Source organism: Parabacteroides sp. Marseille-P3160 (assembly GCF_900162725.1).
Classification (GTDB): Bacteria; Bacteroidota; Bacteroidia; order Bacteroidales; family Tannerellaceae; genus Marseille-P3160.
Window position 1 is genome coordinate 1,714,104 of record NZ_LT799418.1, and the last position, 24,526, is coordinate 1,738,629.

Here is a 24,526-nt window from a genome sequence, read left to right on the forward strand (position 1 = left end):
TATGGTTTAGAATGATTATTTATGCCACCACATCTTTTTTGTCAAAGGAATGACTGCTGGAGCATTAGGATTATTATCGGAAGAATTCTTCGGTATCAATATTCTTCTAGGAAATTCTCCAGAAGAAATCACGGAGTTTACACTTGGTGTTAACTCTCCAATAATGTAAAGAGGATTAGGGGTCGTCCAATCTGTTGCTGATACTGGATATGTTGTCCCTAACTTAGGATAGCCCGTTCGATTAATATCAAAAAAAGCATCCCATGCTTGACAGCGAACAGAGGCAACCCATTTTTGGGTAATTATGGACTTTAACATAGTCTCTACGTTTGTATCATCAAATAAATAAGCTCCTATTAAAAAGTCGTTAGCTTGATCTGCAAATCCCCATCTATCAAAAGCTTTTGTAACAGCTAAATCATAAAATTCCTTTGCTTTTGTTTTATTTCCAAGCCTAGCATATGACTCTGCTTGCAAGAAATTGCTTTCCGCTACAGACATGAAATATACAGGATCTTCAGGAGCTAAACGTGCTCTTGAGAGAGTTGCAGAAGGAATAATGGTCTGTTCAATAGTATAACCTCCTTGAGGAAGTCCTTTGTAAGGATCCGTTCCTTCAGCTTGAGCATTTTCGTAATATGCGGAGATTCTAGGATCATTATATTCTAATAAGAATGCTACCATTGTTGCACTTGCACGTAAGTTGTTTGGAGTATTTAATTTCCTACGATCATTTTCATATAATGGATTTGAATTATTTTCTTTATCCATGAATCCGTTCATTTTGGCATCATCTGTTGTTAAAAATCCTCCTTCATTTAGTAATGCTGTAATCGCAGTCTGGTTTGCGGAAAAATCACGAAGAAGAATCTTTAATTTTAGTGTTTTTGCAAATTCAATCCATTTACTAACATCTCCTTTAAAAACAAAATCTCTGTTTTCTATCGGTGAGTATTCAGATGCTGATCCTTTTTTAGCAATCGCTTCATCTAACATTGCGATAATGCTAGCATTAATTTCTTTACCTTCATCGTATTTTGGCGCTGCTATGTTTTCATTTAGTGCTTCAGAGAGAGGAATTGTTTCATAGAAATCGGCCAAAATATGATAGTTAAAAGCAATTAGAACTTGTGCTATAATCCATGAAGCAAAATCAGAATCTTTTTCTGCCTTTTCTTTTGCAAGGTATAAATCGGGTAAAGCACCTGAATACGCTGCACTCCATACACCGCTAAGATTTGTATTTAATATATTGTAAGAATCATAATTAGTATATTGATTGGATGCATTGTTCTGAGCATAATGCTGCGCCCATAGGCTTCCTAAAAGCTCTAAATCACTTCCTAAACGGGAAGAAGTCCATGCAATACCAGATGGAATCAACATTTCAACAGATGCTTCTGAAGGATAATTAGGATTGGTATTTACATCCAGCGTATTATCACAAGATATGGTTGTAAATATTACCAAGCAATAAATTATTATTTTATATATTGTTTTCATATATCTAATTTTAGTTTGTTATTTAAAATACAACTTTAAGGCTACCTCCGAATGTTCGAGTCGTGGGTGCAGCTGTAAATTCTCCAACTTCAGAAAGAATATCATTGCCATAGTTGGTTGCTTCAGGATCAACAAAATTATTAGCTTTTGGAGTCCACATTAACAAATTTCTACCTACAGCAGAAATTTCTACTTCCTTAAGGAATGTCTTAGATAAGACTGTTTTTGGAATGGAATAAGTGATAGATACTTCTCTTAATTTAAAATAGTCTTTTGGAAGGACAAAATTTTTGTATTGAGCCGTATTCGTCGAATGGTTATAATAAGAATACTGTGCATTCCACATAATAGGAACGTCATTCTCTGTATAATTATCCCCAACTTGTTTTACTGAATTAGGAATGACAAAAGGTTGTCTTTCATTATACATGGTCGCTGTAGCGTTGCCGTTCCATGTGAGCATTTCCGCTGTATTACTCCAGAAGTTTCCTCCTTTTCTCCAATCGAATACAACGCCAAAGGATAGGTCTTTCCATTTTAAGCGGTTTACAAATCCCATTGTGAAGTCTGGGCTAGATGTACCGACTGCTTCTTTTTCTCCAGCTATTATTAGAGGTCTTCCTGTAGATGCATTTACTACTGTTTTCCCTTCATATGTTTGTACTTTAGGTACTTTAAAAACACCTAACTCTTCTCCAACAAGTGCGACATAATCTACTCCATAAACAGACCTGAGTACATATTCATTGACAGGTTTTCCATCGACATCCCATAGTTTTTTTACTTTGCTTTTATTTTTTGCAAAAGTAATATCGAAATTCCATTCCCAATCTCGAGTTCTAATAGGAACAAGATTTAATGCCATTTCAATTCCTCTATTTTGGATTTCTCCAACATTTTGAGTAAATGACGTATACCCTGTTTCATAAGGTAGTGTTGCTGCAATAATTTGATCCTTGGTACTTTTGTTATAATATGCAAAGTCGTAGTTTATTCTATTGTCAAATAGTCTAATATCAAAACCCAACTCACCCTCGGTGGTGATTTCTGGTTTTAGGTTTTGATTACCTCTTCTATTTCCAACAGTGAGTCCTGGTACTCCATTTAAAGGTAAGTTAAGGTTTCCAAATCCTAAAAGTATCTTGGTGGGTTCATAATTGGTGTCTATTAAATACCAATTTGCATCATTTCCTGTTTTTCCATATGATGCGCGAATTTTTAAGAAACTAAGAGAATTACTTTTTAAAGAAGGGAACATATCTGTTATGATGAGGCTTGAATTAATTCCCCAGTAAAAATAGCTTCGATTATCTTTGGGTAATGTTGATGACCAGTCATTTCGTAAGGAAAGGGTAGTAAACCAATAATTTTTGAATCCTAATTCAGCCTGTCCTAAAGCTCCAATAAGACGACGTTTATAATTCCTGGATACAGTTACGGGTTTATCATTTCCATTTTCTAGATTATACCACTCTGGCACATTTAATCCGTAAAGATATGCATCACTTGTGTAAAGATCCCTATGGTTGTAATTTATACCAGCAAATCCACTTAAATTAAAAAGGTCGTTTAATTTATAATTTGCATCAAGTAAAGCTGTAACATCAAGCTGTCCTCGGGATTCGTTATACTCATCATAAGTTCCAGGTTGATCTGTTTTATTTCCATAGCTATAAGAACCTTCAGTCATGATAGCCTGAGCATTCCATGATTTTCTACGAGAATCGACAAAATCACCACTGATACGTCCGATACCTTTTAATCCTGGAATAAATTCATAACTAAGATCAATATTCCCAAATGTATGATTGTCTACATATTTATTTCCATTATTTTTTGCTACCCAATAAGGATTTTCTGCATACCATGTGTAGTAATTATCAATCGTATTATATGGATTAGATAAATCTTTTAAGTCTTGATAATCTATATCGACTGGAGTTTGAATAATTTCCTGAAATAGAGCAGCTCCATCACTTCCTTGACCCGCAGAAACCGCAGTAATCTGTTTTCTTACGTAATTTACATTATAGCTAATCGATAATTTATCGTAATTAGTATTTCCACGGAAAGAAAAGTTATTTCTTTCAAATTTATCGACATCAGAAGGTACAATTCCATCAGAAGAAAGATTTCCATAAGAGATCACTATTCCAGTATGTTCTCCACTGCTGCTATATGTTATGTTATTATTCATTTCAAGTCCAGTCTCATAGAAATTTCGGAGGTTGTCTTTAACATAAGAGAATGGTTTCTGTCTTGCTACTCCATCAATTTCTGCTCCCCACTCATGCATTCTTCCATCTAACTTGGGTCCCCACGATCCGTTCTCTGCTGCGTCCCATAGAGGCCAACCTTCTCCGAACATATTTTGAGTTTGCGGAACTCTTAAAACGTTACTTCCTGAAAAAGTTCCAGAATAGGTTATTGTTGGTTTTTGATTGGCCTTCGCCTTTTTTGTGGTAATCATGATTACACCGTTTGCTGCTCTGGAACCATATAAAGCGGTTGCGGAGGCTCCTTTCAATACAGTAACAGATTCTACATCATCAGGATTAATGTCTCCTGCTAAATTGCCGAAGTCAACAGAATTATTCGTTACATCATTCCCTGCAAAGCTATTCTGAATAGGACTTCCATCAATAATGAATAAGGGTTGATTACTTGTAAAAGAAGTATAGCCGCGAATAATTACTTTTTGAGATGTTCCCGTTCCACCGGCCGTTGAAATATTTAGACCTGCAACTTTTCCAACCAATCCAGACATAAGTGATCCTGATTTGGCTGCTGTAATTTCATCGCTTTTTACGGTTGACGCAGAATAACCTAATGTTTTCTCGGATCTACTGAGTCCCAATGCCGTTACAACAACTTCATCAAGACTTTGTACGCTAGGTTCTAGCGTTACTCGCATTATTGGTCTGATTGGTACCTCTGCACTTTTCATTCCCACATAGGAGATAACCAACGTTTTTTCGCTGGTCGGTACAGATAGGCTAAATTTACCATCAAAATCTGTAACGGTTCCTCTAGTCGTTCCCTTCACTACTACCGATGCTCCAATAATAGGCTCGCCATCTCCGGCGGAAGTAACAGTACCTGTTACTTGCGTTGTTTGTGCCGAGGCCATTCCAATACCTATAAATAGGCATAATAAGAAATAAGTACATTTTTTCATAGACACACTTTTTTGTTAAACTCAAATATAATTAGCTCTTTTTTTGATATGAAAATCGAGATATGTTAACACATTGTCAACTGCAAAAGTATATATAAAAAATAAGGAAACAATACTTTTGTGTAAATTATATCGATAAAAACTATCTATTTAACATGTTGAATCCTCTATAACATCTTTGTTTTTCTCTCTAGAGCTGTTTTGAGGTATTTTATTGTTAGTGTTAAAATGTAATTTTATAGTGGAAATAAAGTGAAAGAGCTTTGATTAAAATAAAATAAAGAAAGTCTCTTTTTATTGGAAATCTTCTTGCAAAAAGGAGATATGACTTTGAACTTTCCTGTAAAAAAGGTCATTTAATTGATGATTTTTGTACAAATTCTATCAATTGAAAATCTATTCTTGCTCTTTGTAAATAAAAAATCAGATTATAAAGATGATAAAAAGGATTTCCATATCATAAAAACATAAATAACCTCTTCTTCTGTAAAATAAATAATTTTATAGTTCCTCATGACTACTAAGGAGCGAAGTTCTACGCCAAATCCTTTCAGATTTTCTCATATCCTGCATGCTTGTATAATGAATGCCGACCCTTTTGTCTTTTACCGCTTGTTCTGCCAATTGGCGGTATTCTTCTATGGATAAAGGACAATTATCTTTTTGTTTTACGGCGTCAATAAAAGCCAGCACGGCCTTATACATATCTTTACTGTCTATTCGGAAAGCAGCGTTTCCTTTTCTTCTCTATTTAATATCAAAGTATCCATAATAATTATTGTTAGACAATGCTTACAAAAATATAGAATTAATCTTATTTACAATAGACATTCAGAGATTATTAAAGAAAGGCTTTTCTTCTATAGTCTAATTGAAGTTTCCTTTTCAAATTGGCCATTATAATAAGTGAATCGTGTTTATTTGCTCTTATTTTATGTTTATTTGTTTCATTATGTATATATTTGTGGCGAAATAAATGCGATAAGTTATGTTGTTTATAAGAAAACCGATGTCTGCATTGATGAAAGATGTAGAATCCAATACGGAGTTGAAACGGTCGTTGAGTGCGGCCTCGTTGATTTGTTTAGGGGTAGGAGCGATTGTCGGAGCCGGCTTGTTTTCATTGACCGGAATTGCCGCAGCGGATAATGCGGGGCCTGCAGTGACAATTTCTTTTATTATTGCCGCCATCGGTTGTCTGTTTGCCGGACTTTGTTATTCGGAGTTTGCTTCCATGCTTCCTATTGCAGGGAGCGCATACACTTATTCCTATGCGACGATGGGAGAGTTTATCGCCTGGATAATCGGTTGGGATCTGGTGCTGGAATATGCATTGGCGGCAGCCACCGTTTCGGTCAGTTGGTCGAGATACCTGATCGAGTTCTTAATACGGCATGATTGGAATTTCATTCCTTATGAACTATTTACTTCTCCTTTTGAAACGCTGACTTTATCGAATGGTATGGTGATTGATAACGGTGTAATTAATCTTCCGGCCATCTTCATAGTCTTTGTGCTGTCCTACGTTTTGATTTTGGGGACAAAAGGATCTGCGTGGACAAATAATATTCTCGTTGTGTTGAAATTAAGCGTCGTATTCATCTTTATAATCGTGGGATGGCGTTATATGAATCCGGCGAATCACGATCCATATATTATTGCTAATGCTGGTGAGCAAGCGATGCGCAACGGAGAAATCGGATTCTGGGATTTCTTACATAGTGATGACTTCGGCCATTATGGCTGGTCGGGGATATTACGTGGTGCGGCTGTAGTCTTTTTTGCTTTTATCGGTTTTGATGCCGTCTCTACTGCTGCACAGGAAGCGAAAAAACCGAAAATAGGAATGCCTGTCGGCATATTGGGATCCTTGATCGTATGTACCATATTATATGTATTGTTTTCACATGTGATGACCGGCTTGGCACATTATACGGAATTTATCAATGATGCAAAGCCGGTAGCGACAGCTATAGCACATACTCCTTACAATTGGCTGCAAGATGGTATCATCTTGGCGATACTTGCCGGATATACTTCGGTTATTTTAGTGATGTTGTTGGGACAGAGCAGGGTGTTTTATTCCATGTCGCACGATGGGTTGCTACCGAAAATGTTCTCCCAGGTACATAAGAAGTATAGTACTCCCTGGAAAACGAATCTGTTTTTTATGATTTTCGTGAGTCTCTTTGCCGGATTTGTCCCTGTCTCTGATTTAGGACATATGGTTTCGATCGGGACGCTTTTTGCGTTTATCCTGGTTTGTATCGGAGTAATCATTATGCGAAAGACGATGCCGGAGGTGCCTCGCAAATTCAAAGTGCCGTTCGTACCGCTTATCCCGATCTTAGGCATTCTGGTTTGTCTGTTGATGATGTCCTCGTTGCCTAAAGAGAGTTGGGAACGGCTGATCATCTGGATGGCGATTGGTGTTTCTATTTATTTCCTTTATAGCCGTAAACATTCGGTTGTAAGGAAATTGGAAAAACGAAAAGAGGAGAAAGAATAGTCCGGGTATTGTAAATTGTAAGAAGGTGGTAAAATTTTTGTAGAGGGCGAATTGCATTCGCCCGCATGTATCCGTTGGTCTTTATTCTATTTTTTATTTTCGTTGTCATCGTTTATTTTAGTATCTTTGTTAGTAGATTTCATGTGAAACTTTATAATATTGACACCTATGGAACGTATCGTATTGGAAGTAGACAGCGAAACTGCCCGGAAATGGAGAACAAGCTTCTATAGGTTTCGTTCCCACCTGAACCGGTTATTCAGTAAACAAATTAACGAGTTGTCGGAAACCGGCCTGCCTGATGAGGCCGAAATAGAACAGCATTACGACCGCGTACAAGAAAGCCTGCCGGAATACCGGAAGCTGTTGGACAAAGCCGGAAAAGAGGCTTCGGACAACGGACTGACGCCTGAAAAGCTGGATGAAATGCTTTCCGAAGAGGAATAAGCCCATCTTCGTTTTTGATTGTAACGCCGTTATCAGCGCCCATTTACTGCCGCAGTCCCCGTCAGTCGGATCGCATACGAAAAAGCCTTGGAGAAGGGTATTCTTATTCGTTCGCCAGATACATACGCCGAGTTTTCTTCCCGTTTCCTTCGTCGTTGTGAATACGTGTCAAAAGGGGCATATAAGGAAATTCGTCCCTACGGAATACCCTACAAGGACCTCATTTATTGATTCATTTCATATTTATTGATGTATTTTCTTCCTTTTTTTTATTTCGGACTGACGCCCCATTCCTGTGACGGTGCAGGGCCCATTTCCAATTCCAGTGCGCCTCCGGCGGTAATGTCTTTGAAATCGATTGATACTGAGTTGTGGGCAACTCCGTTCAGTTTGGCGGATTGAACGTAGAGATTGGCCGCACTGTTATTATGGGCAACCACCCGGAACGTCTTGCCGTTTCCGACCTGAATCGTCGCTTCGTCGATGACCGGGCTGCCGATGATGTATTTGCCTCCGGCCGGCTCTACCTGATAAAGGCCTAATGCTGAAAGTACATACCAGGCTGACATCTGGCCTACGTCTTCATTACCGCACAGGCCGGCCGGCTGGTCGGTGTATAATTCACGTAGGATCTGACGTACTTTTTCCGCTGTTTTCCACGGCTGGCCGACATAAGAGTAAAGATAGACGATATGGTGGCTCGGTTCGTTGCCGTGCGCATATTGTCCGATCAGTCCGCTGATGTCGGGAGAGGCGTCTTTACCTAAATCACCCTCTGCGATAAAGAGTGAATCTAACTTTTGGATGAAGGCTTCTTTACTGCCGAACAGTCCAACCAGGCCGTCCACATCATGAGGAACCAACCAGGTGTATTGCCAGGCATTGCCTTCTGTATAGTCATTCTCCCGGTGAATGGATTGGAACGGATTGAAAGGCGTCCTGAACTTTCCGTCGGAAGAACGTCCCCGCATAAATCCGACCGATGGATCGAAAAAGTGCGTATAAGCTTTACTCCTTTTCAGGAAATAGTCCGCATCTTCGGTTTTACCCATTTTTTTGGCTACTTGGGCGACGCTCCAGTCGGCCAATGCATATTCCATCGTCTTGGCGACCGATTCATTCTCTTTGTCATAAGGGATATAACCGTATTCTTTCAGGTACTTCAATCCGCGTTCGTCCAGCATGGCCGAAGTTTTCATTGCTTCGAAAGCCAGTTCCTTGTCGAATCCGGTGAAGCCCTTCAACAGTGCGTCCGCTACTACCGGAATGCCCGGATTGCCGACCATACAGTCCGTTTCATTTCCCATGAGGTGCCATACCGGCAATTTACCCTGTTCCTTGTAGATGGTCAGCATCGTCTGGATGAGATCCGGTATTTTTTCGGGATGAATCAACGTAATCAGCGGATGGGCGGCGCGATATGTATCCCAAAGGGAGAACGTGGTGTAGTTGGTGAAGGACGCATTGGCGTGAGGTTGAAGATCCGCTCCGAAATAATCCTTGTTGACGTCGCAAAATTCGGAAGGTGCGATCATCGTGTGGTAAAGCGCCGTATAGAAAATACGTTTGATTTTGTTGTCTGCGCTTTGTATGTCGACTTTATTCAGTTCCTCGTTCCAGGCCCGGTCGGCTTTGGCGATGGTTCCTTCGAAATCCCAGCCGGGCAGCTCGGTTTGCATATTCAGCTTGGCGTTTTCGATACTGACGGGGGAGAGGGCGACTTTCACTAAAACCGTTTCCTTATCCGACGTCCGGAATGACGCTTCGCCATAGGCCTCTTTTGTTACCTCTTTGTTGTCGATTTTGCGGGTAACATTGCGGGTGGCAAATGATTGGATCGGCTTGGAGAAAATGGCCGTAAAATAAACCCGTTGGTCTTTTGCCCAACCGTTGGAAAAGCGGTAGCCGGAGACAACGCTGTCGTTTTCCTGTATAATCTTGCCTTCTGCCAGTTGATCCCAGCCGATGCCATGCTCCAGGTCGATAATTACCTTGGCGCTGTCCGATTGGGGGAACGTATATTTATGGAAGCCGACTCGTTTTGTGGCAGTCAGTTCTACATCGATATGAAAGCGATCCAGATGGACGGAATAATAGCCGGGTTTTACTTTTTCCTTTTCGTGGGAGAATAAGGAATAGATTCCGGAAGCGGGATCTTTCAGGTCGCCTCTTGTGAGCGCTACCTGTCCGGTTGCCGGCATAAATGAAATATCGCCCAGGTCACCGATGCCGGTGCCGCTTAGGTGGGTATGTCCGAATCCGATGATCGTGGAGTCGGAATAGTGATAACCGGAGCACCAATCCCAGCCCTGGCTATAGTTCGTCGGGCCGAGTTGTACCAGTCCGAACGGCACATTGGCTCCTACAAACACATGGCCGTGATCACCGGTACCGATGTAAGGGTCAACATATTGGGTCAAATTGTTCAACTGGCTTGCCGTTTCCTGTTTGGTTCCCTGGCAGGAAAGCAACGCCAATGAAAGAGGGAGATACACGCAGACTTGCGTACAAAATGTTCTCATGAGTTTATTATATTGGGGTTGTAAAAATTCTTCTCAGATGCGAAGGTAGTAAATCCTCCTGGCAAAACAAGTTAAGATACTTTTAAAATCGAGTATACTGGATGGACATTTTCAGTATACTCAATTCACCATTCCAGTATACTCGATAAATGCATTCAGTATACTCGTTTTTTTGTAATTATTCTTGCATAATACATGAAGAATGAATACTTTTGCGGTCTGAATTCTGCAGAGGGTAGACAAGCGGAGCCGAAGAAGGCGCCCACCCCCGGGAGGTAACCTGTTATAGAAGAAGAACAGATGTACGTAATCGTAGAAATTAACGGTCAGCAGTTTAAGGCTGAACAAGGGAAGAAGTTATTCGTTCACCACATTCAGCATGCTGAAAGCGGCGCTGTAGTGGAATTTGACAAAGTGCTGTTGGTGGACAAAGACGGGAGTGTAGAAGTAGGCGCTCCTACAGTAGAAGGAGCGAAGGTGGTATGTGAAGTACTTTCTCCGCTGGTAAAAGGTGATAGAGTCTTGATTTTCCACAAAAAAAGGAGAAAAGGACATCGCAAGTTGAACGGTCACCGTCAACAATTCACCGAAGTGAGTATTAAAGAGATTGTAGCTTAACATTAAAAAAGGTAAAAGGAAATGGCACATAAAAAAGGAGTCGGTAGTTCCAAGAACGGCCGCGAATCGCATAGCAAACGATTAGGTGTGAAGCTTTTCGGTGGTGAATTAGCCAAAGCCGGCAACATTCTCGTCCGCCAGAGAGGCACGGTACATCATCCGGGGGAAAACGTAGGAATCGGTAAAGATCATACGTTGTACGCCTTGACGGATGGAGTCGTTACCTTCCGCAAAGGAAAAAACGAACGGTCATTCGTTTCGATCCAGCCCAAGCAACCGGTCGCGGAAGCGTAAGCCGGATTCAGGTAAAGAATAATAAAAAATCGGATTGTCATTACGTATGGCAATCCGATTTTTTTGTTATCCCTCCTTTTCCCCTTTGCCGATCGCTTCCAGTTTGGATTTCTGTAAAAGCCCCCGCAATTCTTCCTCCGTATGATCCGGGATAACGAGGGGAACAGTCTCCTGTACCGCAAAAGACGGATCGATATCCAGAACCCGGACATCGTTGCTGGCCAGTTTTTTCGTTAAGTCGTAGATTGAAACCAGGATCCGGCGAATAGGATTCAGTTCCAGATTACGGAAGATCCGGTCGACAACCACAAAGAGGAAGTCTCCCTTTATTTCGGTTCCTTTCAACGATGGATCCCGGGTGGAGAGATCGACCAAGCCGATTCTTTCCAGTTCATTGGTGATCAGATGTACATATTTATCGGTATGATAACCTAATTTGAATCCGGCGCGAATGTCGATTCTGAAGACTTTTTTCGGAATGAACGTTTTGACCGAATAGTTGAATTCGTAAGGCTCGTCACTGATAATCAGGCATACGAACCAGTAAGTATCCGCCCGTTTCGGACGTTTATAGAAGAGGGAATAATTTAGTTTACTCTCCAATTGGCTCTTGTTTTTGGCACGGGTGATGTAAACCAGATGAGTGGCGACTTTGGGAAGCGTTTGATCTTCGCTAACCTGCTCGATATGCCGTATTGTTCCGTCTACCGCATCGTAAGTCGTATACTTATTCTTAATTCTCCGTCCGTTGTACCAGGTATACATGATTAAGAATATCATGCCTGCTATTATGAGTGAAATGAAGCCGCCGTGAGTGAATTTCTGCATGTTGGCGATGAAAAAGCTCATTTCCACTATCAGGAAAAAGAGCGTCAGGGGAATGCTGTACCATAAGGGTTTCTTTGTCTGCAGGAAGTAAAGGAACAAGAGTAAACTGGTCATTATCATGCTGAGGGTAATTGCCAGCCCGTAGGCCGCTTCCAACTTCATGGAGGATTGGAAAATTAAAACGATCAACAGGCATAAAGCCAATAATATATAATTCACGGAGGGGATATACATCTGGCCTTTGATATCCGTCGGGTATTTGATCTTAACCGATGGCCAGATATTTAATGACATCGCTTCGCTGATGACGGTAAACGAACTACTGATCAAGGCCTGGCTGGCGATAATTGCCGCGACCGTGGCCATGCCGATTCCCGGAAAGACAAACCAGGAAGGCATCATGGAGAAAAAGGGGTTGACATCATGCACTGCCCGTTGCGGATTATCCAGTATCCAGGCAGCCTGTCCCAGGTAGTTGAATATCAACATGGTTTTGACCATGAACCATGAGATACGGATATTCTTCAATCCGCAGTGCCCAAGGTCTGAATAAAGTGCTTCCGCTCCCGTGGTACAAAGGAAAATGGCGCCCAGAATGACCAATACGTCCGGCGCTTCCTGCAGGAAATGAAATGCATACATCGGGTTGAAGGCTTTGAACACATCCAGGCGGAAAATGAATTGGCTGATTCCCAAAAGGCCTATCATCAGAAACCAACAAACCATAACCGGGCCGAAATATTTGCCTAAGGAACCGGTACCGAAGGGTTGGATCAGGAAAAGAATCAGAATAATGGTGATGGTGACAGGAACGACAGAGACCGAGGGAACTGCGCTATGCAGTCCCTCGATGGCCGAGAGCACCGTCATGGCCGGAGTAATGACTCCGTCCGCCAGCAGGGTGGCTGCGCCGAAAGCGGCGATAATGTAAGCCCAGCGATAGTTTCTCCGGATGAGGGCGAAAAGGGATAAAATGCCCCCTTCCCCTTTATTATCCGCCCGGAGAGTAATTAGGACATATTTGATGGTTGTCTGTAAGGTAAGCGTCCAAATGACGCAAGAGACAGCGCCCAGTATGTAGTCCGGCTGATAACTGGCGCCGACCGGAAGGTCTTTGAGTACGGCCCGCATAACATAAAGCGGCGAGGTTCCGATGTCTCCAAAAACGATACCTATAGCGAGAATTACTCCTAATGCATTAAAAGGGATGTTATGTTTTTTTGTATTCATGCAAATAAATCCTATTTTTTCGCCGCTAAAGTACTCGAATATTTAAATGAATGAAAAAAACGGATATTCTTTTTTACAGAAGAGGGTTGTTTTATTGAAATTTTTCTATATTTGTCCGAAACGAACTTTTTCTAATGATGCTTAAACGACTCATTCTTGTCATAGCCTTATTTACAATCATGATCGCCCAGAGTTCCTGCGGGGCATTGAAGATTTCGTCCGAAGAGTTGGAGGTGCCAGTGTTGTTGTCCCGCCAATTCGGTTTACCGATTGCCCCGGGAGATAATATCGAATTATATGAAGCCGCTTCTACTTGGTTAGGCACTCCTCACCGCTATGGGGGCAATTCCAAAAAAGGAATCGACTGTTCGGGTTTCGTTTGGGTCATCTTTAAAGAAGTTTACGGTCTATCCCTGGCCTCTTCTTCCCAAGGAATGTTATCATCCAATTGCAAAATGATTGCCAAAACGGATTTGCAAGAAGGCGATCTGGTTTTCTTCAAGACCGGACGGCGGAAAGGGCGCACGACGAATCATGTCGGCATTTACCTGAAAGATGGAAAGTTTGTCCATACCAGTACCTCCAACGGAGTCGTTGTCAGCAGTCTCGATGATCCGTATTATTCCCGCACTTGGGTGGCCGGCGGACGCGTGGATTTGTAAAATGCGCTTGGAAGCATAGAGCCTCTCTAAATTTTGCCCGTTAATTTGTTTAGTTCGGTTTTTAGGGTACTTGATTCGTTTACGAAGCGATAATAGCGTAGGTTATTTGAGCTGAGAACGGAGTAACTGCACAAAAAAGGCTAAACAAATAACGAAATAATCTTTAGAAAAAATTGAGGAATTTTTAAACAGGCTCATAAGTTTCCGGGGTGGGAGGAGTATAAATAAATATAATTCCATACCTTTGCGGGGCATTAAAATCATTGATGTAAGTATGTTGACATTAAAAGTAATTACGGAAAATCCGGAGGAGGTGATCCGTCGGTTGGCGATTAAACATTTTGACGGGAAAGCTGTCATCGGACAAATTATCGAGTTGGACAAGATACGGCGGGATTCCCAATCCCTACTGGATGCAAACCTGGCCGGGTTGAACCAGGCCTCGAAAGAGATCGGCCGCCTGATGAAAGAAGGTCGCAAGGAAGAAGCCGAAACCGCCCGGAACAAAGTGGCTGCAATGAAGGAAGGCAACAAGGCTTTGGAAGAAGCCAAGCATAATGCGGAAGAAGGGATGCACGCCTTGCTGGTGACGATTCCCAACCTTCCGCATGAGTCCGTTCCCGAAGGCAACGGAGCCGACGATAATGTCTGTGAGAAAATGGGAGGCGTTATACCCGAATTACCTGAGGATGCCCTTCCTCACTGGGATTTAGCCAAGAAATATGACCTGATCGATTTTGAACTGGGAGTAAAGATCAGTGGAGCCGGTTTCCCTGTTTATAAGGGATATGGCGCCCGCCTGCAACGCGCCCTGGTCAATTTCTTCCTGGACAATGCGCGTGAAGCCGGTTACCTGGAAATCCAACCGCCTTATGTGGTGAATGCCGATTCCGGTTATGGAACCGGGCAGTTGCCCGATAAGGAAGGACAGATGTATCATGCCAACCTGGATGATCTTTACCTGATCCCCACGGCTGAAGTGCCGGTCACCAATATCTACCGGGACGTGATCCTGAACGAATCCGATTTTCCGGTAAAGAATACCGCTTATTCCGCTTGTTTCCGCCGCGAAGCAGGCTCGTATGGGAAAGATGTACGCGGGCTGAACCGCTTGCATCAGTTCGACAAAGTGGAAATCGTACGTATCGACAAGCCGGAACACTCTTACCAATCTTTGCAGGAGATGGTCGATTATGTCGAAACCTTAGTAAATAAACTGGAATTGCCTTGGCGGATCCTACGCCTTTGCGGAGGAGATATCAGCTTCACGTCGGCGCTGACTTTTGATTTTGAAGTATATTCCGCCGCGCAGAAACGTTGGCTGGAAGTCAGTTCCGTTTCCAATTTTGAGAGCTACCAGGCGAATCGCCTGAAATGCCGTTACCGGGATGTCGATAAGAAGACACAGCTTTGCCATACGCTGAATGGAAGCGCCTTGGCCTTGCCCCGCATCGTTGCGGCCTTGCTGGAAAACAATCAAACGCCGGAAGGAATCCGGATCCCTGAGCAGTTAATCCCCTATACCGGATTTGACCTGATAAAATAGGAATTTCAGATATTGTTTGGAATATAGCATATATTTTGTTGGGCGTAGGCTCGGGCCTACGTCCGTGCTAAAAGCAAGGCTCCGCCTTGCATATTCATAATTGGATGTATTGAAAACAGGCAAGGCAGGAGCCTTGCTTTTATCTACGACGTAGCGAAGACGCTACGCCGAACAACGGAATATGACGTAGCGAAGACGCTACGCCAAACGCCGAAACGGGACGTAGTCAAATGCTACTCCGAATATAAAAACACGTCGAAACACGATGTAATGAAGACGCTACGAACGTCGAAATGCGACACTGGATAAAGATTTTTTCTTTGTTCTTTATTGTTTGAATATCAATAAAATCAATAATAATTAAAACGTAGAAGTAATATTTATTAATCCTTTGTTTCCTATGAAATACCCTGCACTTGAATATAAATAATCCTCTTCATTTGCCACTATTCCGGCCCTGACTGGATTCTGATGAATATATTTTATCTTTTGCTTCACAAATTTGTTGCTTTCTATTATTTCTGCATGATTCTCTTGTGTCCAAACCTGATATTTTTCATTTCGTTTGTGTTGTTTTGCTGCAAATTCAAAAATATTCAACATCCATTCGCGTCTGCTTTCCGCTTCGTTTCTAATAGCTGTTAGCATTTCCTTGGCTGTGTAACTTTTAAACTCACGTACCGTATCGCTCAATTTGGCAGCTTCACTTTTTACTAATAAGTGAACATGATTGCTCATTATGACATAAGCATATATGGCTAATCCTTTGTGTTCTTGACTATATTTAAGACTGTCAATCACTATGTCCCTATACACTTTTCTACTGAAAATATCTACCCATTTTACAATTTGAAAAGTAAGAAAATAAATTCCGTCCTGCTCTATAATTTGGTACCCTGTACTCATTTTCTGTTCATAGTTAAGTTTTGTTGTTGAACTGATATGAATGTGTTTTGGCATAAATTTAAATGCAAATTCATACATTGTAAATTAACTAAATAAAATAATAAGTTGTATTGTTAAACGCTGGCATTTTATTGTTGTTGTTTTTGTTGGGCGTAGGCTCGGGCCTACGTCCGTGCTAAAAGCAAGGCTCCGCCTTGCATATTCATAATTTTGGATGTATTGAAAACAGGCAAGGCAGGAGCCTTGCTTTTATCTACGACGTAGCGAAGACGCTACGCCGAACAACGGAATACGACGTAGCGAAGACGCGCTACGCCGAACGAGATTATTCAGTGGTTATGAGATCAGATCGGCAATGACAGCCTGTGTTTCACGGATCAGATCGGGCGGGGAGAGGCGGATCTGCATGCCGCGTTGTCCGGCACTGACGTAAAGGCGTTCGAAGCCGGCGGCCGTCTGATGAATATAGGTCGGGAACCGTTTCTTCATGCCGATAGGCGAGCAACCTCCGCGGATATAACCGGTAAGCGGCAAGAGTTCCTTTACGTGAATCAGCGAGCAGCTTTTGTTGCCTGATGCCTTGGCAGCCTTTTTCAGATCCACTTCGGCGGCTCCGGGGATGACACAGACAAAGTGGCCGGTACGGTCGCCTTCCAATACGAGCGTTTTGAAAACCTGCGCAACATCTTCACCCAGTTGGGCGGCTACGTGGGTAGCGCTCAGATCGTTTTCATCTACTTCATACGGTACGAGATCGTATGTGATGCCCGCCTTGTCCAATAGTCGGGCGACATTCGTTTTGTTAATCTTCTTCATCTTTCAGTTCATTCCTTTCATGGATAATTGGATGCGCTTGCGGGTGAGATCTATACCGATAACTTTCACCTGTACGTGCTGGTGTATCGACACAATCTGCGCCGGATCGTTGACAAAGCGGTCGGCCAGTTCGGAGACATGCACTAATCCGTTTTCCTTGATGCCGATGTCGACAAAGCATCCGAAATTCGTGATGTTCGTCACTATGCCCGGAAGGATCTGCCCTTCCTTCAGGTCTTCTATCTTCTTTACCGTCGGATCGAAAGAGAAAACCTGAATGGTTTGGCGCGGATCGCGTCCCGGCTTGTCCAGCTCTTCCATAATATCGAGCAGGGTAGGCATGCCGACCGTTTCGCCGACGTATTTCTTTAAATCCAGCTTCTTCTTTAGTTCTTTGTCGGCAATCAGTTCCGTGACTTTACAACCCAGATCAGCAGCCATCCGTTCCACCACCGGATAGCTTTCGGGATGTACTGCCGAGTTGTCCAATGGGTCCTTTCCTCCGGCAATGCGCAGGAATCCGGCGCATTGCTCGAATGATTTTTCGCCCATGCGCGGCACTTTCAATAACTCCCGGCGGGAGAGGAAGGGACCGTGCTCTGTCCGGTAGTCCACGATGTTCTGCGCTAAAGCCGGGCCAAGCCCCGAAACATAAGTCAGCAGATGCCGGCTGGCGGTATTCACATTGACTCCGACTGAGTTCACACAGCTTTCGACCGTCTGGTCGAGGCTCTTCTTCAGCGCCGTCTGGTCTACGTCATGCTGGTATTGCCCCACGCCGATGCTTTTAGGGTCGATTTTTACCAGTTCGGCCAACGGATCCATCAGGCGGCGGCCGATACTGACGGCGCCGCGGACCGTTACGTCGTATTCCGGAAATTCGTCGCGGGCAACTTTGGAGGCCGAGTAAATCGAGGCGCCGTTTTCGCTGACGACAAAGACCTGTACCTTCCGGTCGTACCGGATGTTCGTGATAAATTCCTCCGTTTCGCGGCTGGCGGTGCCGTTTCCGATCGCGATCGCGTCGATGGCATAGGAGGCAACCAGTTGGGCCACCTTTGCCGCCGCTTTGCTGCGCTCGTTCTGCGGAGGATGGGGATAGACCGCTTCGTTGTGCAACAGGCTTCCTTGTGCGTCGAGGCAAACCAGTTTGCAGCCGGTACGATAGCCGGGATCGACTCCCAGTACCCGCTTCTGTCCGAGAGGGGGCGAGAGAAGCAGTTGCCGGAGGTTTCCGGCGAAAACGCGAATCGCTTCTTCGTCGGCTTTGGCTTTGCTGAGGCGGACGTATTCCGTTTCGATCGAAGGTTTGAGTAACCGCTTAAAAGCATCTTCTACAGCCATCGAGACTTGTTCGCCCGCCTCGTTCTGCGCTTTGACAAAACGCCGTTTCAGTCGTTCGACGCAGTTTTCGGCATCCGGCGATAGGCTTACTTTCAATATTTTCTCCGCCTCGCCTCGCATCAATGCCAGAATCCGGTGGGAAGAACTCCGGCGGAGCGGTTCGGAGAAGTCGAAATAGTCGCGATATTTTGCGCCTTCTTCCTCCTTGCCTTTGATGACTTTGGATTGTATGACCGCCGTATGTCCGAACGATTGGCGGACCAGGTTGCGGGCCTCCTCATTTTCATTAATCCATTCGGCAATGATGTCGCGGGCTCCTTGGAGCGCATCCTCTGCCGTCGGCACTTCGCCGGTGATAAAGCTCTCCGCCCGGTTGCTCACCGTTCGTTCCTTTTGCAGTAAGATAAGTTGCGCCAGCGGCTCCAGGCCTCGTTTCCGAGCGATTTCCGCCTTCGTTACCCGTTTCGGTTTATAGGGCAGATAAATATCTTCGAGTTCGGTCCCGTCCCATGAATTTTCGATGCGTTGCTTTAGTTCCGGGGTTAATTTATCTTGTTCCTGAATGGCTTTCAGGATGGTTTCTTTCCGTTTCGCAAGTTCGGTCAGCCGTTCCAGTTCATCCTGGATAGCTCCGACCTGTACTTCGTCCAATCCTCCGGTCGCTTCTTTCCGGTACCGGCTGATGAAAGGGAGAGTGGCGCCACCTTCCAGCAGTTCGATGGTTTTGGTCGTCTGTTTTTCTGAAATTGCGAGGGTACGTGCGATAAACGCCGCAAAAGATGCCGTCATATCTGGTATTTATTTTCGACAAAAATAACGAAAAAAGCCCGGGAATAGAGGATTCTCCGGGCCTTTTTCTTTGTGGGCGTTCTCTTTACTTCAACGTTCCCTGTTGTGCTTCCTGAATCATTTTTTCATTTGCCAGAATTACGATTTCTACCCGGCGGTTAAGCGAACGGCCTTCCGGAGTGCTGTTATCGGCAACCGGCTCGTGGATCCCTTTTCCTTCGTATGTCATACGGTTCGTGCTGACACCTTGGGAAGTCAGGTAGTCATATACGCTCTTGGCGCGTTTTTCGGACAAGGTCTGGTTATAATCTACCTTTCCGGTATTATCCGTATGGCCTATGATTTTGATATAGGTATCCGCATTGGCGTTCAAGTTACTTCCGAAGCCGCGCAAAGCAGTCTTGGAAGCCTCGCTGACCGTGCTGGAATTGGTTGCAAACAGAATGCCGGAATCGAAGGTAACCTTCAACGCTTCGCCGTTGTTGATCGTTTCCACCTTCGTGTCTTCCGGTAAAGTTTGTTCCAGTTGTTGCTTTTGTTTATCCATTTTCTTGCCGATCAACGCGCCGGCTGTGCCGCCTACTGCTGCGCCGATTACGGCGCCTAAGGCCGTATTACCGGCTATTGCACCTACTCCGGCACCCACTGCACCTCCGGCACCTACTCCGATGGCCGCACCCTTGGTCGTGTTGTTCATCGAGGCACAACCTGATAAAATTAATGCGCCGCATAGAGCCAAAATCGAAAATAATTTAACGCTTTTCATCTTTGAATATTCTTTTTAATTTATATGTTAATAAAACAATTATTCGTCAAATAAGTTGATGGAGTCGCAATATTCCAGTTCACCGTGTACGATCTGCTTGATCTCTTCGGCCTCGAATTTCCCGATTCCGTCTTTCATGGCATTCTTTACAACATAGTCCAGTAATTCCTCTTCATCGATTTCCACGTCATTATCAATTTCTTCATCTTCTTCATCTTCTTCTTCAGTCAGATAACCCTTCGATTCATAATAATTGTAAATCAAATCGACAATATAGATGATGTCATCTTTGCTGAACTTTTCCTTTAAGTCCTGAGGAAGGTAGTTTTGAATAAAAGCGACGGAATCATCTTCATCATATAAAAATTCATTGTCTTGGCTCATAACATTTTAAATTTAAATTGTTTATATTCTATTGCCTTGGCGAAGATACGAAAAAGTCTTTGAAAACGACGAAAACAATTGATTATAAACTCGGTTAAATACGGAAAATAGAATAACTTTGTTTTCAAAATAAGAAAGGCGACTGAGTTCGCTTTGGACTGTAAAACTTTTAAAGATGAATTTAAAAATGCATTATTATGTTCCTTTCCTGGCGCTCTGTGTATTGTCCACAGGATGCAACGGCGGTAAGACGCAGGAACAAAAACTGACGGCAGGGATTGATATTGCCAACCTGGATACGACTGCGAGTCTGGGAAATGATTTTTATCAATATGCTTGCGGCGGGTGGATGAAAGCGCATCCATTGACCGGTGAGTATTCCCGTTTCGGTTCTTTCGACCAATTGGCTGAAAATAACCGCGAACAGTTGAGGGAGCTGATCGAAGGCCTGGCCAAAGAGTCGCATGAGGCCGGCTCAATCGCCCAAAAAGTCGGCGATCTGTATAAAATTGCAATTGATAGCGTTAAGCGGAACAAAGACGGGTTTGCCCCGTTGAAACCTTATCTGGATAAGATTTCAGCCGTAAAATCGAAAGCGGAACTACCTGTCCTGATTGCCGGGTTGCAGGAATCGGGAGCTGCTCCCTTCTTTGCCCTTTACGTGGGGGCGGATGATAAAAACAGTGCGATGAACATCGTGCAGACCTACCAGAGCGGTCTGTCCATGGGAGAGAAGGAGTATTACCTAGATAATGACGACAAGACAAAAGCGATTCGCGAGAAGTATAAGATTTATGTCGTCAATCTGTTTAAGCTCGCCGGATTCGATCCGGCTGCCGCCGAGAAGGCGATGGGACAGGTGCTGGACATCGAAACGCGCTTGGCGAAGGCCTCGCGTTCCCGTGTGGAACTGAGAGATCCGCAAGCCAATTACAACAAGCTGACCTATGACGAATTGAAAAAGCAATACGCTTCGTACGATTGGGACGCCTATTTCAGCACGGTCGGATTGAAAGATCTGAAAGAGATCAATATCGGGCAGCCTGCTTTTGTGAAAGAGGCGGTTACTATTATCAATTCGGAGCCATTGGATGCGCAACTGGCTTACTTGCAATGGAAGTTGCTTGATGCGTCGGCTTCCTCCCTGAGCGATGAATTCTATGCCGCCCAGTTTGACTTCTACAGCAAGACGATGGCCGGCATCCAGGAGATGAGACCCCGCTGGAAGCGCGCCGTCTCCGCAGTGGACGGAATGCTGGGGGAAGCGGTCGGACAGATGTACGTCGAGAAGTATTTTCCCGCCGCAGCCAAGGAGCGGATGCTTGCCTTAGTCCGGAATTTGCAGACTGCCCTGGGCGAACGTATCCGGAATGTCGATTGGATGAGCGATGAGACTAAAGCAAAAGCAAAGGAAAAACTGTCCGCCTTTATCATTAAAATCGGATATCCGGACAAATGGAGAGATTATTCGGCATTGGAAATCAAGGATGATTCTTATTTTGCTAACGTGATCCGTTCCAATAAGTTCGAGTATGCATATATGCTCGGTAAAGCGGGCAAGCCGGTGGATCGGACCGAATGGGGAATGACACCGCAGACGGTCAATGCGTACTATAACCCGACAACGAATGAAATCTGTTTCCCTGCCGGGATTCTGCAATATCCGTTCTTCGACATGAATGCGGATGATGCGTTCAACTACGGAGCCATCGGGGTGGTGATCGGCCATGAAATGACGCATGGGTTCGATGACCAGGGGCGCCAGTACGATAAAGATGGTAATTTGAAAGAGTGGTGGACGGAAGAAGATGCAAAGCGTTTCAACGAGCGGGCTGCCGTTATGGTCGCCCATTTCGATAGCATCGAAGTGGCTCCGGGAGTGCATGCGAACGGAAAGTTGACGTTGGGTGAGAATATCGCTGATTACGGCGGTTTGCAGGTTGCTTTCCAGGCATTCCGCAGTGCGACGGCGGGAAAGCCATTGGAAGAAAAGGAGGGCCTTACGCCCGAACAACGTTTCTTCCTGGCCTACGCCAATGTTTGGGCCGGCAATATCCGTCCGGAGGCTATTCTCTTGCGGACCAAGTCCGATCCTCATTCATTGGGCAAATGGCGTGTAAACGGGGCCTTGCCTCAGATTTCCGCCTGGTACGACGCTTTCCACATCACTGAGAAAGATTCGCTTTATCTTCCGGAAGGAAAGCGCGTACATATCTGGTAAAATAAAATTCCAAGTTTTTTCTATCTGGCGGGAGGCAGCGAATGCCTCCCGTTTTTTTATGCTAATTATTCATAAGGGGTATCTGGCGGGTCGAAAAAAAATGTATTATTGTAAAACGAAAAAAGTCGTATGACAAATGAATCATTAAAAAGCAGTTATAAGTTATGGAAAAGTTTAAGTTAAATAACGGAGTGGAAATACCCGCCATCGCGTTGGGGGTATTTCGTATCGAAGATCAGAAGATCACTTACGAAACGGTAAAATCAGCTTTGGAGCTCGGCTACAGGCATATTGATACGGCGATGATATACGGGAATGAAGAAGCGGTCGGAAAGGCCGTAAAAGACAGCGGGATTCCGCGCCGGGAGATTTTTGTTACCACCAAACTTTGGAATGACGACCAGCGTTCGGGTAAGGTGGAAGGAGCTATCGATGCCAGCCTGAATCGCCTTGGTTTGGATTATGTCGATTTATACCTTGTCCATTGGCCGGTCAAAGAACATTATGTCGAGGTCTGGAAGCGGATGGAGAAGGTCTATAAGGAAGGAAAAGCCAAAGCCATCGGCGTAAGCAATTATAATCCGCATCATCTGGACGATCTGCTGAAAACGGCGGAAATAGTCCCGGCGGTAAACCAGATCGAATGTTATCCGTATCTGGCACAACAGCCGGTGATCGATTATTGCCAGGCCAAAGGAATCCGCCCCGAAGCCTGGGGGCCTTTGGGGGCCGGTAAAACGGACGTTCTGGGTAATCAGTTGATCGAACATATTGCCGGAAAATACGGAAAGACTTCGGCACAGGTCGTATTACGCTGGAACCTGCAGCGGGGCGTGATCGTTATTCCCAAATCAGTGCATCGGGAACGTCAGGCCCAAAACCTGAATATTACAGACTTTGAGTTGACGCCCGAGGAACTAAAGCAAATCACGTCGTTAGATAAAAATCTGCGTTTAGGGTCGGATCCTGATAATTTCGATTTCTGATGCTTATTCATCGTTTGGTAATAGGTGGAAAACGATAGAGTGGGGGGAGGATCCTGGGCTCTCTTTATTTTTTTAAAGGTATCTCGGTTAAATAAGCTATTTCTTTCCCGGTTAACGCACGGGAATAAATGGCTAATCCACCGATTTGACCTTTGAAAAAATTGCCCATTCCACTCTTCAGCAGTACGGCTCCTACGGTAAAATCAGAACCGTTATCCCCCATTCCATCAGGGAAATAATAGGGATTTTTGGATTGGATAATTCCATCCGGATAGCCTTCAAAGCCTTTGGTGTGATCAATTAATTCCTCTTCTCTTTTCTCGAATTTTCCGTCTAAATACGATTTGATGTACTTACCGTCATAAGTGAATGCCACACAACACCATTGGCCTTTCGGAACCAGTTGTTTACTGGCCGAATAGTCAATGGAATAAGGAAAAGGAGGCGTTGGTTTCCCTGTCTTGGAAATATGTCCGCATACTTGATCCCTTCCATTATAATAAGGTAAAGAGACAAATAAACCGTATTGGCGTTTTCCACCGTCTTCATATTCATTCCACATGCCGCCGATAAATCCGGTTTGCTCTCCTGTCCATTTAATCCAGGCTATGACTGTCACTCCCGGAGAGACAATATTTAAAGCGCCTGTTTGGCTATGATCCAGTTTCAAATAAGATTTACCGTCGAAGAAGGCGGAATATCCGGAAAGAGGGCCTTCTTCCATCCGGTCTACGCTTGCCGTCATATCGGTAAGAAGGAATTGTTTATCTCCTGCCGCATAACGTACTTCCCCCTTCTTTTCTTTGAAATCCCATAAAGCGACAAAGTTCTCACAAGCCGTAAATTTCCCCAGATAGGAAGGATTATCTGTTTCTTGTCCCATTGCTTCTGTAAATCCGAACGAGCAAATCATGCATACCAGTATTATAGAGTAGTTAGACATAATTATAGTATTTAGATAAAGATTAATCCTACAG

The 24,526-nt window shown here is 44.0% G+C and carries 18 protein-coding genes; 8 read left to right on the top strand and 10 right to left on the bottom strand.

The window, feature by feature from the left end; all coding sequences use genetic code 11:
• Positions 1-15: 15 nt before the first annotated feature.
• Together BQ8014_RS06855 and BQ8014_RS06860 are read right to left on the bottom strand one after the other, a co-directional pair.
• A complete protein-coding gene (locus tag BQ8014_RS06855) occupies positions 16-1,503 on the bottom strand; it encodes a SusD/RagB family nutrient-binding outer membrane lipoprotein (protein WP_080903719.1) in 1,488 nt (495 codons plus the stop codon).
• 22 nt (positions 1,504-1,525) lie between these two features.
• Positions 1,526-4,681 (bottom strand): SusC/RagA family TonB-linked outer membrane protein, encoded by a 3,156-nt coding sequence (locus BQ8014_RS06860; protein WP_080903720.1) that lies wholly within the window; start codon positions 4,679-4,681, stop codon positions 1,526-1,528.
• A gap of 988 nt (positions 4,682-5,669) precedes the next feature.
• Here BQ8014_RS06860 and BQ8014_RS06870 point away from each other — a divergent pair.
• Together BQ8014_RS06870 and BQ8014_RS06875 are read left to right on the top strand one after the other, a co-directional pair.
• Positions 5,670-7,190, top strand: coding sequence for an amino acid permease (locus BQ8014_RS06870; RefSeq protein WP_080903722.1), 1,521 nt, complete (start codon positions 5,670-5,672; stop codon positions 7,188-7,190).
• Between the two features lie 168 nt (positions 7,191-7,358).
• A complete protein-coding gene (locus tag BQ8014_RS06875; protein ID WP_080903723.1) occupies positions 7,359-7,637 on the top strand; it encodes a hypothetical protein in 279 nt (92 codons plus the stop codon).
• 269 nt (positions 7,638-7,906) lie between these two features.
• On the opposite strand, the gene BQ8014_RS06880 is transcribed toward BQ8014_RS06875, so the two are convergent.
• The gene (locus tag BQ8014_RS06880; RefSeq protein WP_080903724.1) at positions 7,907-10,159 is read right to left on the bottom strand and encodes a GH92 family glycosyl hydrolase; all 2,253 of its coding nucleotides are present in this window, start codon (positions 10,157-10,159) and stop codon (positions 7,907-7,909) included.
• 300 nt (positions 10,160-10,459) lie between these two features.
• Between BQ8014_RS06880 and rplU the strand changes: the two genes are divergently transcribed.
• Together rplU and rpmA are read left to right on the top strand one after the other, a co-directional pair.
• The gene (gene rplU / locus BQ8014_RS06885) at positions 10,460-10,777 is read left to right on the top strand and encodes a 50S ribosomal protein L21 (RefSeq protein WP_080903725.1); all 318 of its coding nucleotides are present in this window, start codon (positions 10,460-10,462) and stop codon (positions 10,775-10,777) included.
• 21 nt (positions 10,778-10,798) lie between these two features.
• Positions 10,799-11,071, top strand: coding sequence for a 50S ribosomal protein L27 (gene rpmA / locus BQ8014_RS06890; RefSeq protein ID WP_080903726.1), 273 nt, complete (start codon positions 10,799-10,801; stop codon positions 11,069-11,071).
• Between the two features lie 66 nt (positions 11,072-11,137).
• On the opposite strand, the gene BQ8014_RS06895 is transcribed toward rpmA, so the two are convergent.
• Positions 11,138-13,129, bottom strand: coding sequence for a KUP/HAK/KT family potassium transporter (locus BQ8014_RS06895; protein ID WP_080903727.1), 1,992 nt, complete (start codon positions 13,127-13,129; stop codon positions 11,138-11,140).
• A 134-nt stretch (positions 13,130-13,263) separates the two neighbouring features.
• On the opposite strand from BQ8014_RS06895, the gene BQ8014_RS06900 reads away from it, so the two are divergent.
• Both BQ8014_RS06900 and serS read left to right on the top strand, forming a co-directional pair.
• The gene (locus BQ8014_RS06900; RefSeq protein ID WP_080903728.1) at positions 13,264-13,791 is read left to right on the top strand and encodes a C40 family peptidase; all 528 of its coding nucleotides are present in this window, start codon (positions 13,264-13,266) and stop codon (positions 13,789-13,791) included.
• A 274-nt stretch (positions 13,792-14,065) separates the two neighbouring features.
• Entirely contained in the window at positions 14,066-15,337 is a 1,272-nt protein-coding gene (gene serS, locus BQ8014_RS06905) for a serine--tRNA ligase (RefSeq protein ID WP_080903729.1), read from the top strand.
• Positions 15,338-15,697: 360 nt separating this feature from the next.
• Here the strand turns inward: serS and BQ8014_RS06910 are convergent, their stop codons facing one another.
• From BQ8014_RS06910 to BQ8014_RS06930, 5 genes are all read right to left on the bottom strand, one after another.
• On the bottom strand, positions 15,698-16,321 hold the full coding sequence (locus tag BQ8014_RS06910) for an REP-associated tyrosine transposase (protein ID WP_200814363.1): 624 nt from the start codon (positions 16,319-16,321) through the stop codon (positions 15,698-15,700).
• 258 nt (positions 16,322-16,579) lie between these two features.
• Positions 16,580-17,059, bottom strand: coding sequence for a Cys-tRNA(Pro) deacylase (gene ybaK / locus BQ8014_RS06915; RefSeq protein WP_080903730.1), 480 nt, complete (start codon positions 17,057-17,059; stop codon positions 16,580-16,582).
• A gap of 3 nt (positions 17,060-17,062) precedes the next feature.
• Positions 17,063-19,192 carry a Tex family protein gene (locus BQ8014_RS06920; RefSeq protein WP_080903731.1) on the bottom strand — a complete coding sequence of 710 codons (2,130 nt, stop codon included), beginning with the start codon at positions 19,190-19,192 and terminating at the stop codon, positions 17,063-17,065.
• An 85-nt stretch (positions 19,193-19,277) separates the two neighbouring features.
• The gene (locus BQ8014_RS06925; protein WP_080903732.1) at positions 19,278-19,958 is read right to left on the bottom strand and encodes a YiaD family glycine zipper/OmpA-like lipoprotein; all 681 of its coding nucleotides are present in this window, start codon (positions 19,956-19,958) and stop codon (positions 19,278-19,280) included.
• A gap of 39 nt (positions 19,959-19,997) precedes the next feature.
• Positions 19,998-20,342 (bottom strand): hypothetical protein, encoded by a 345-nt coding sequence (locus BQ8014_RS06930; RefSeq protein WP_080903733.1) that lies wholly within the window; start codon positions 20,340-20,342, stop codon positions 19,998-20,000.
• 175 nt (positions 20,343-20,517) lie between these two features.
• Here BQ8014_RS06930 and BQ8014_RS06935 point away from each other — a divergent pair, with 175 nt between their 5' ends.
• Positions 20,518-22,563 (top strand): M13 family metallopeptidase, encoded by a 2,046-nt coding sequence (locus BQ8014_RS06935; RefSeq protein WP_080903734.1) that lies wholly within the window; start codon positions 20,518-20,520, stop codon positions 22,561-22,563.
• A gap of 164 nt (positions 22,564-22,727) precedes the next feature.
• A complete protein-coding gene (locus tag BQ8014_RS06940) occupies positions 22,728-23,549 on the top strand; it encodes an aldo/keto reductase (RefSeq protein WP_080903735.1) in 822 nt (273 codons plus the stop codon).
• A 64-nt stretch (positions 23,550-23,613) separates the two neighbouring features.
• Here the strand turns inward: BQ8014_RS06940 and BQ8014_RS06945 are convergent, their stop codons facing one another.
• Positions 23,614-24,492 carry a LamG domain-containing protein gene (locus BQ8014_RS06945; protein ID WP_080903736.1) on the bottom strand — a complete coding sequence of 293 codons (879 nt, stop codon included), beginning with the start codon at positions 24,490-24,492 and terminating at the stop codon, positions 23,614-23,616.
• Positions 24,493-24,526 lie beyond the last annotated feature (34 nt).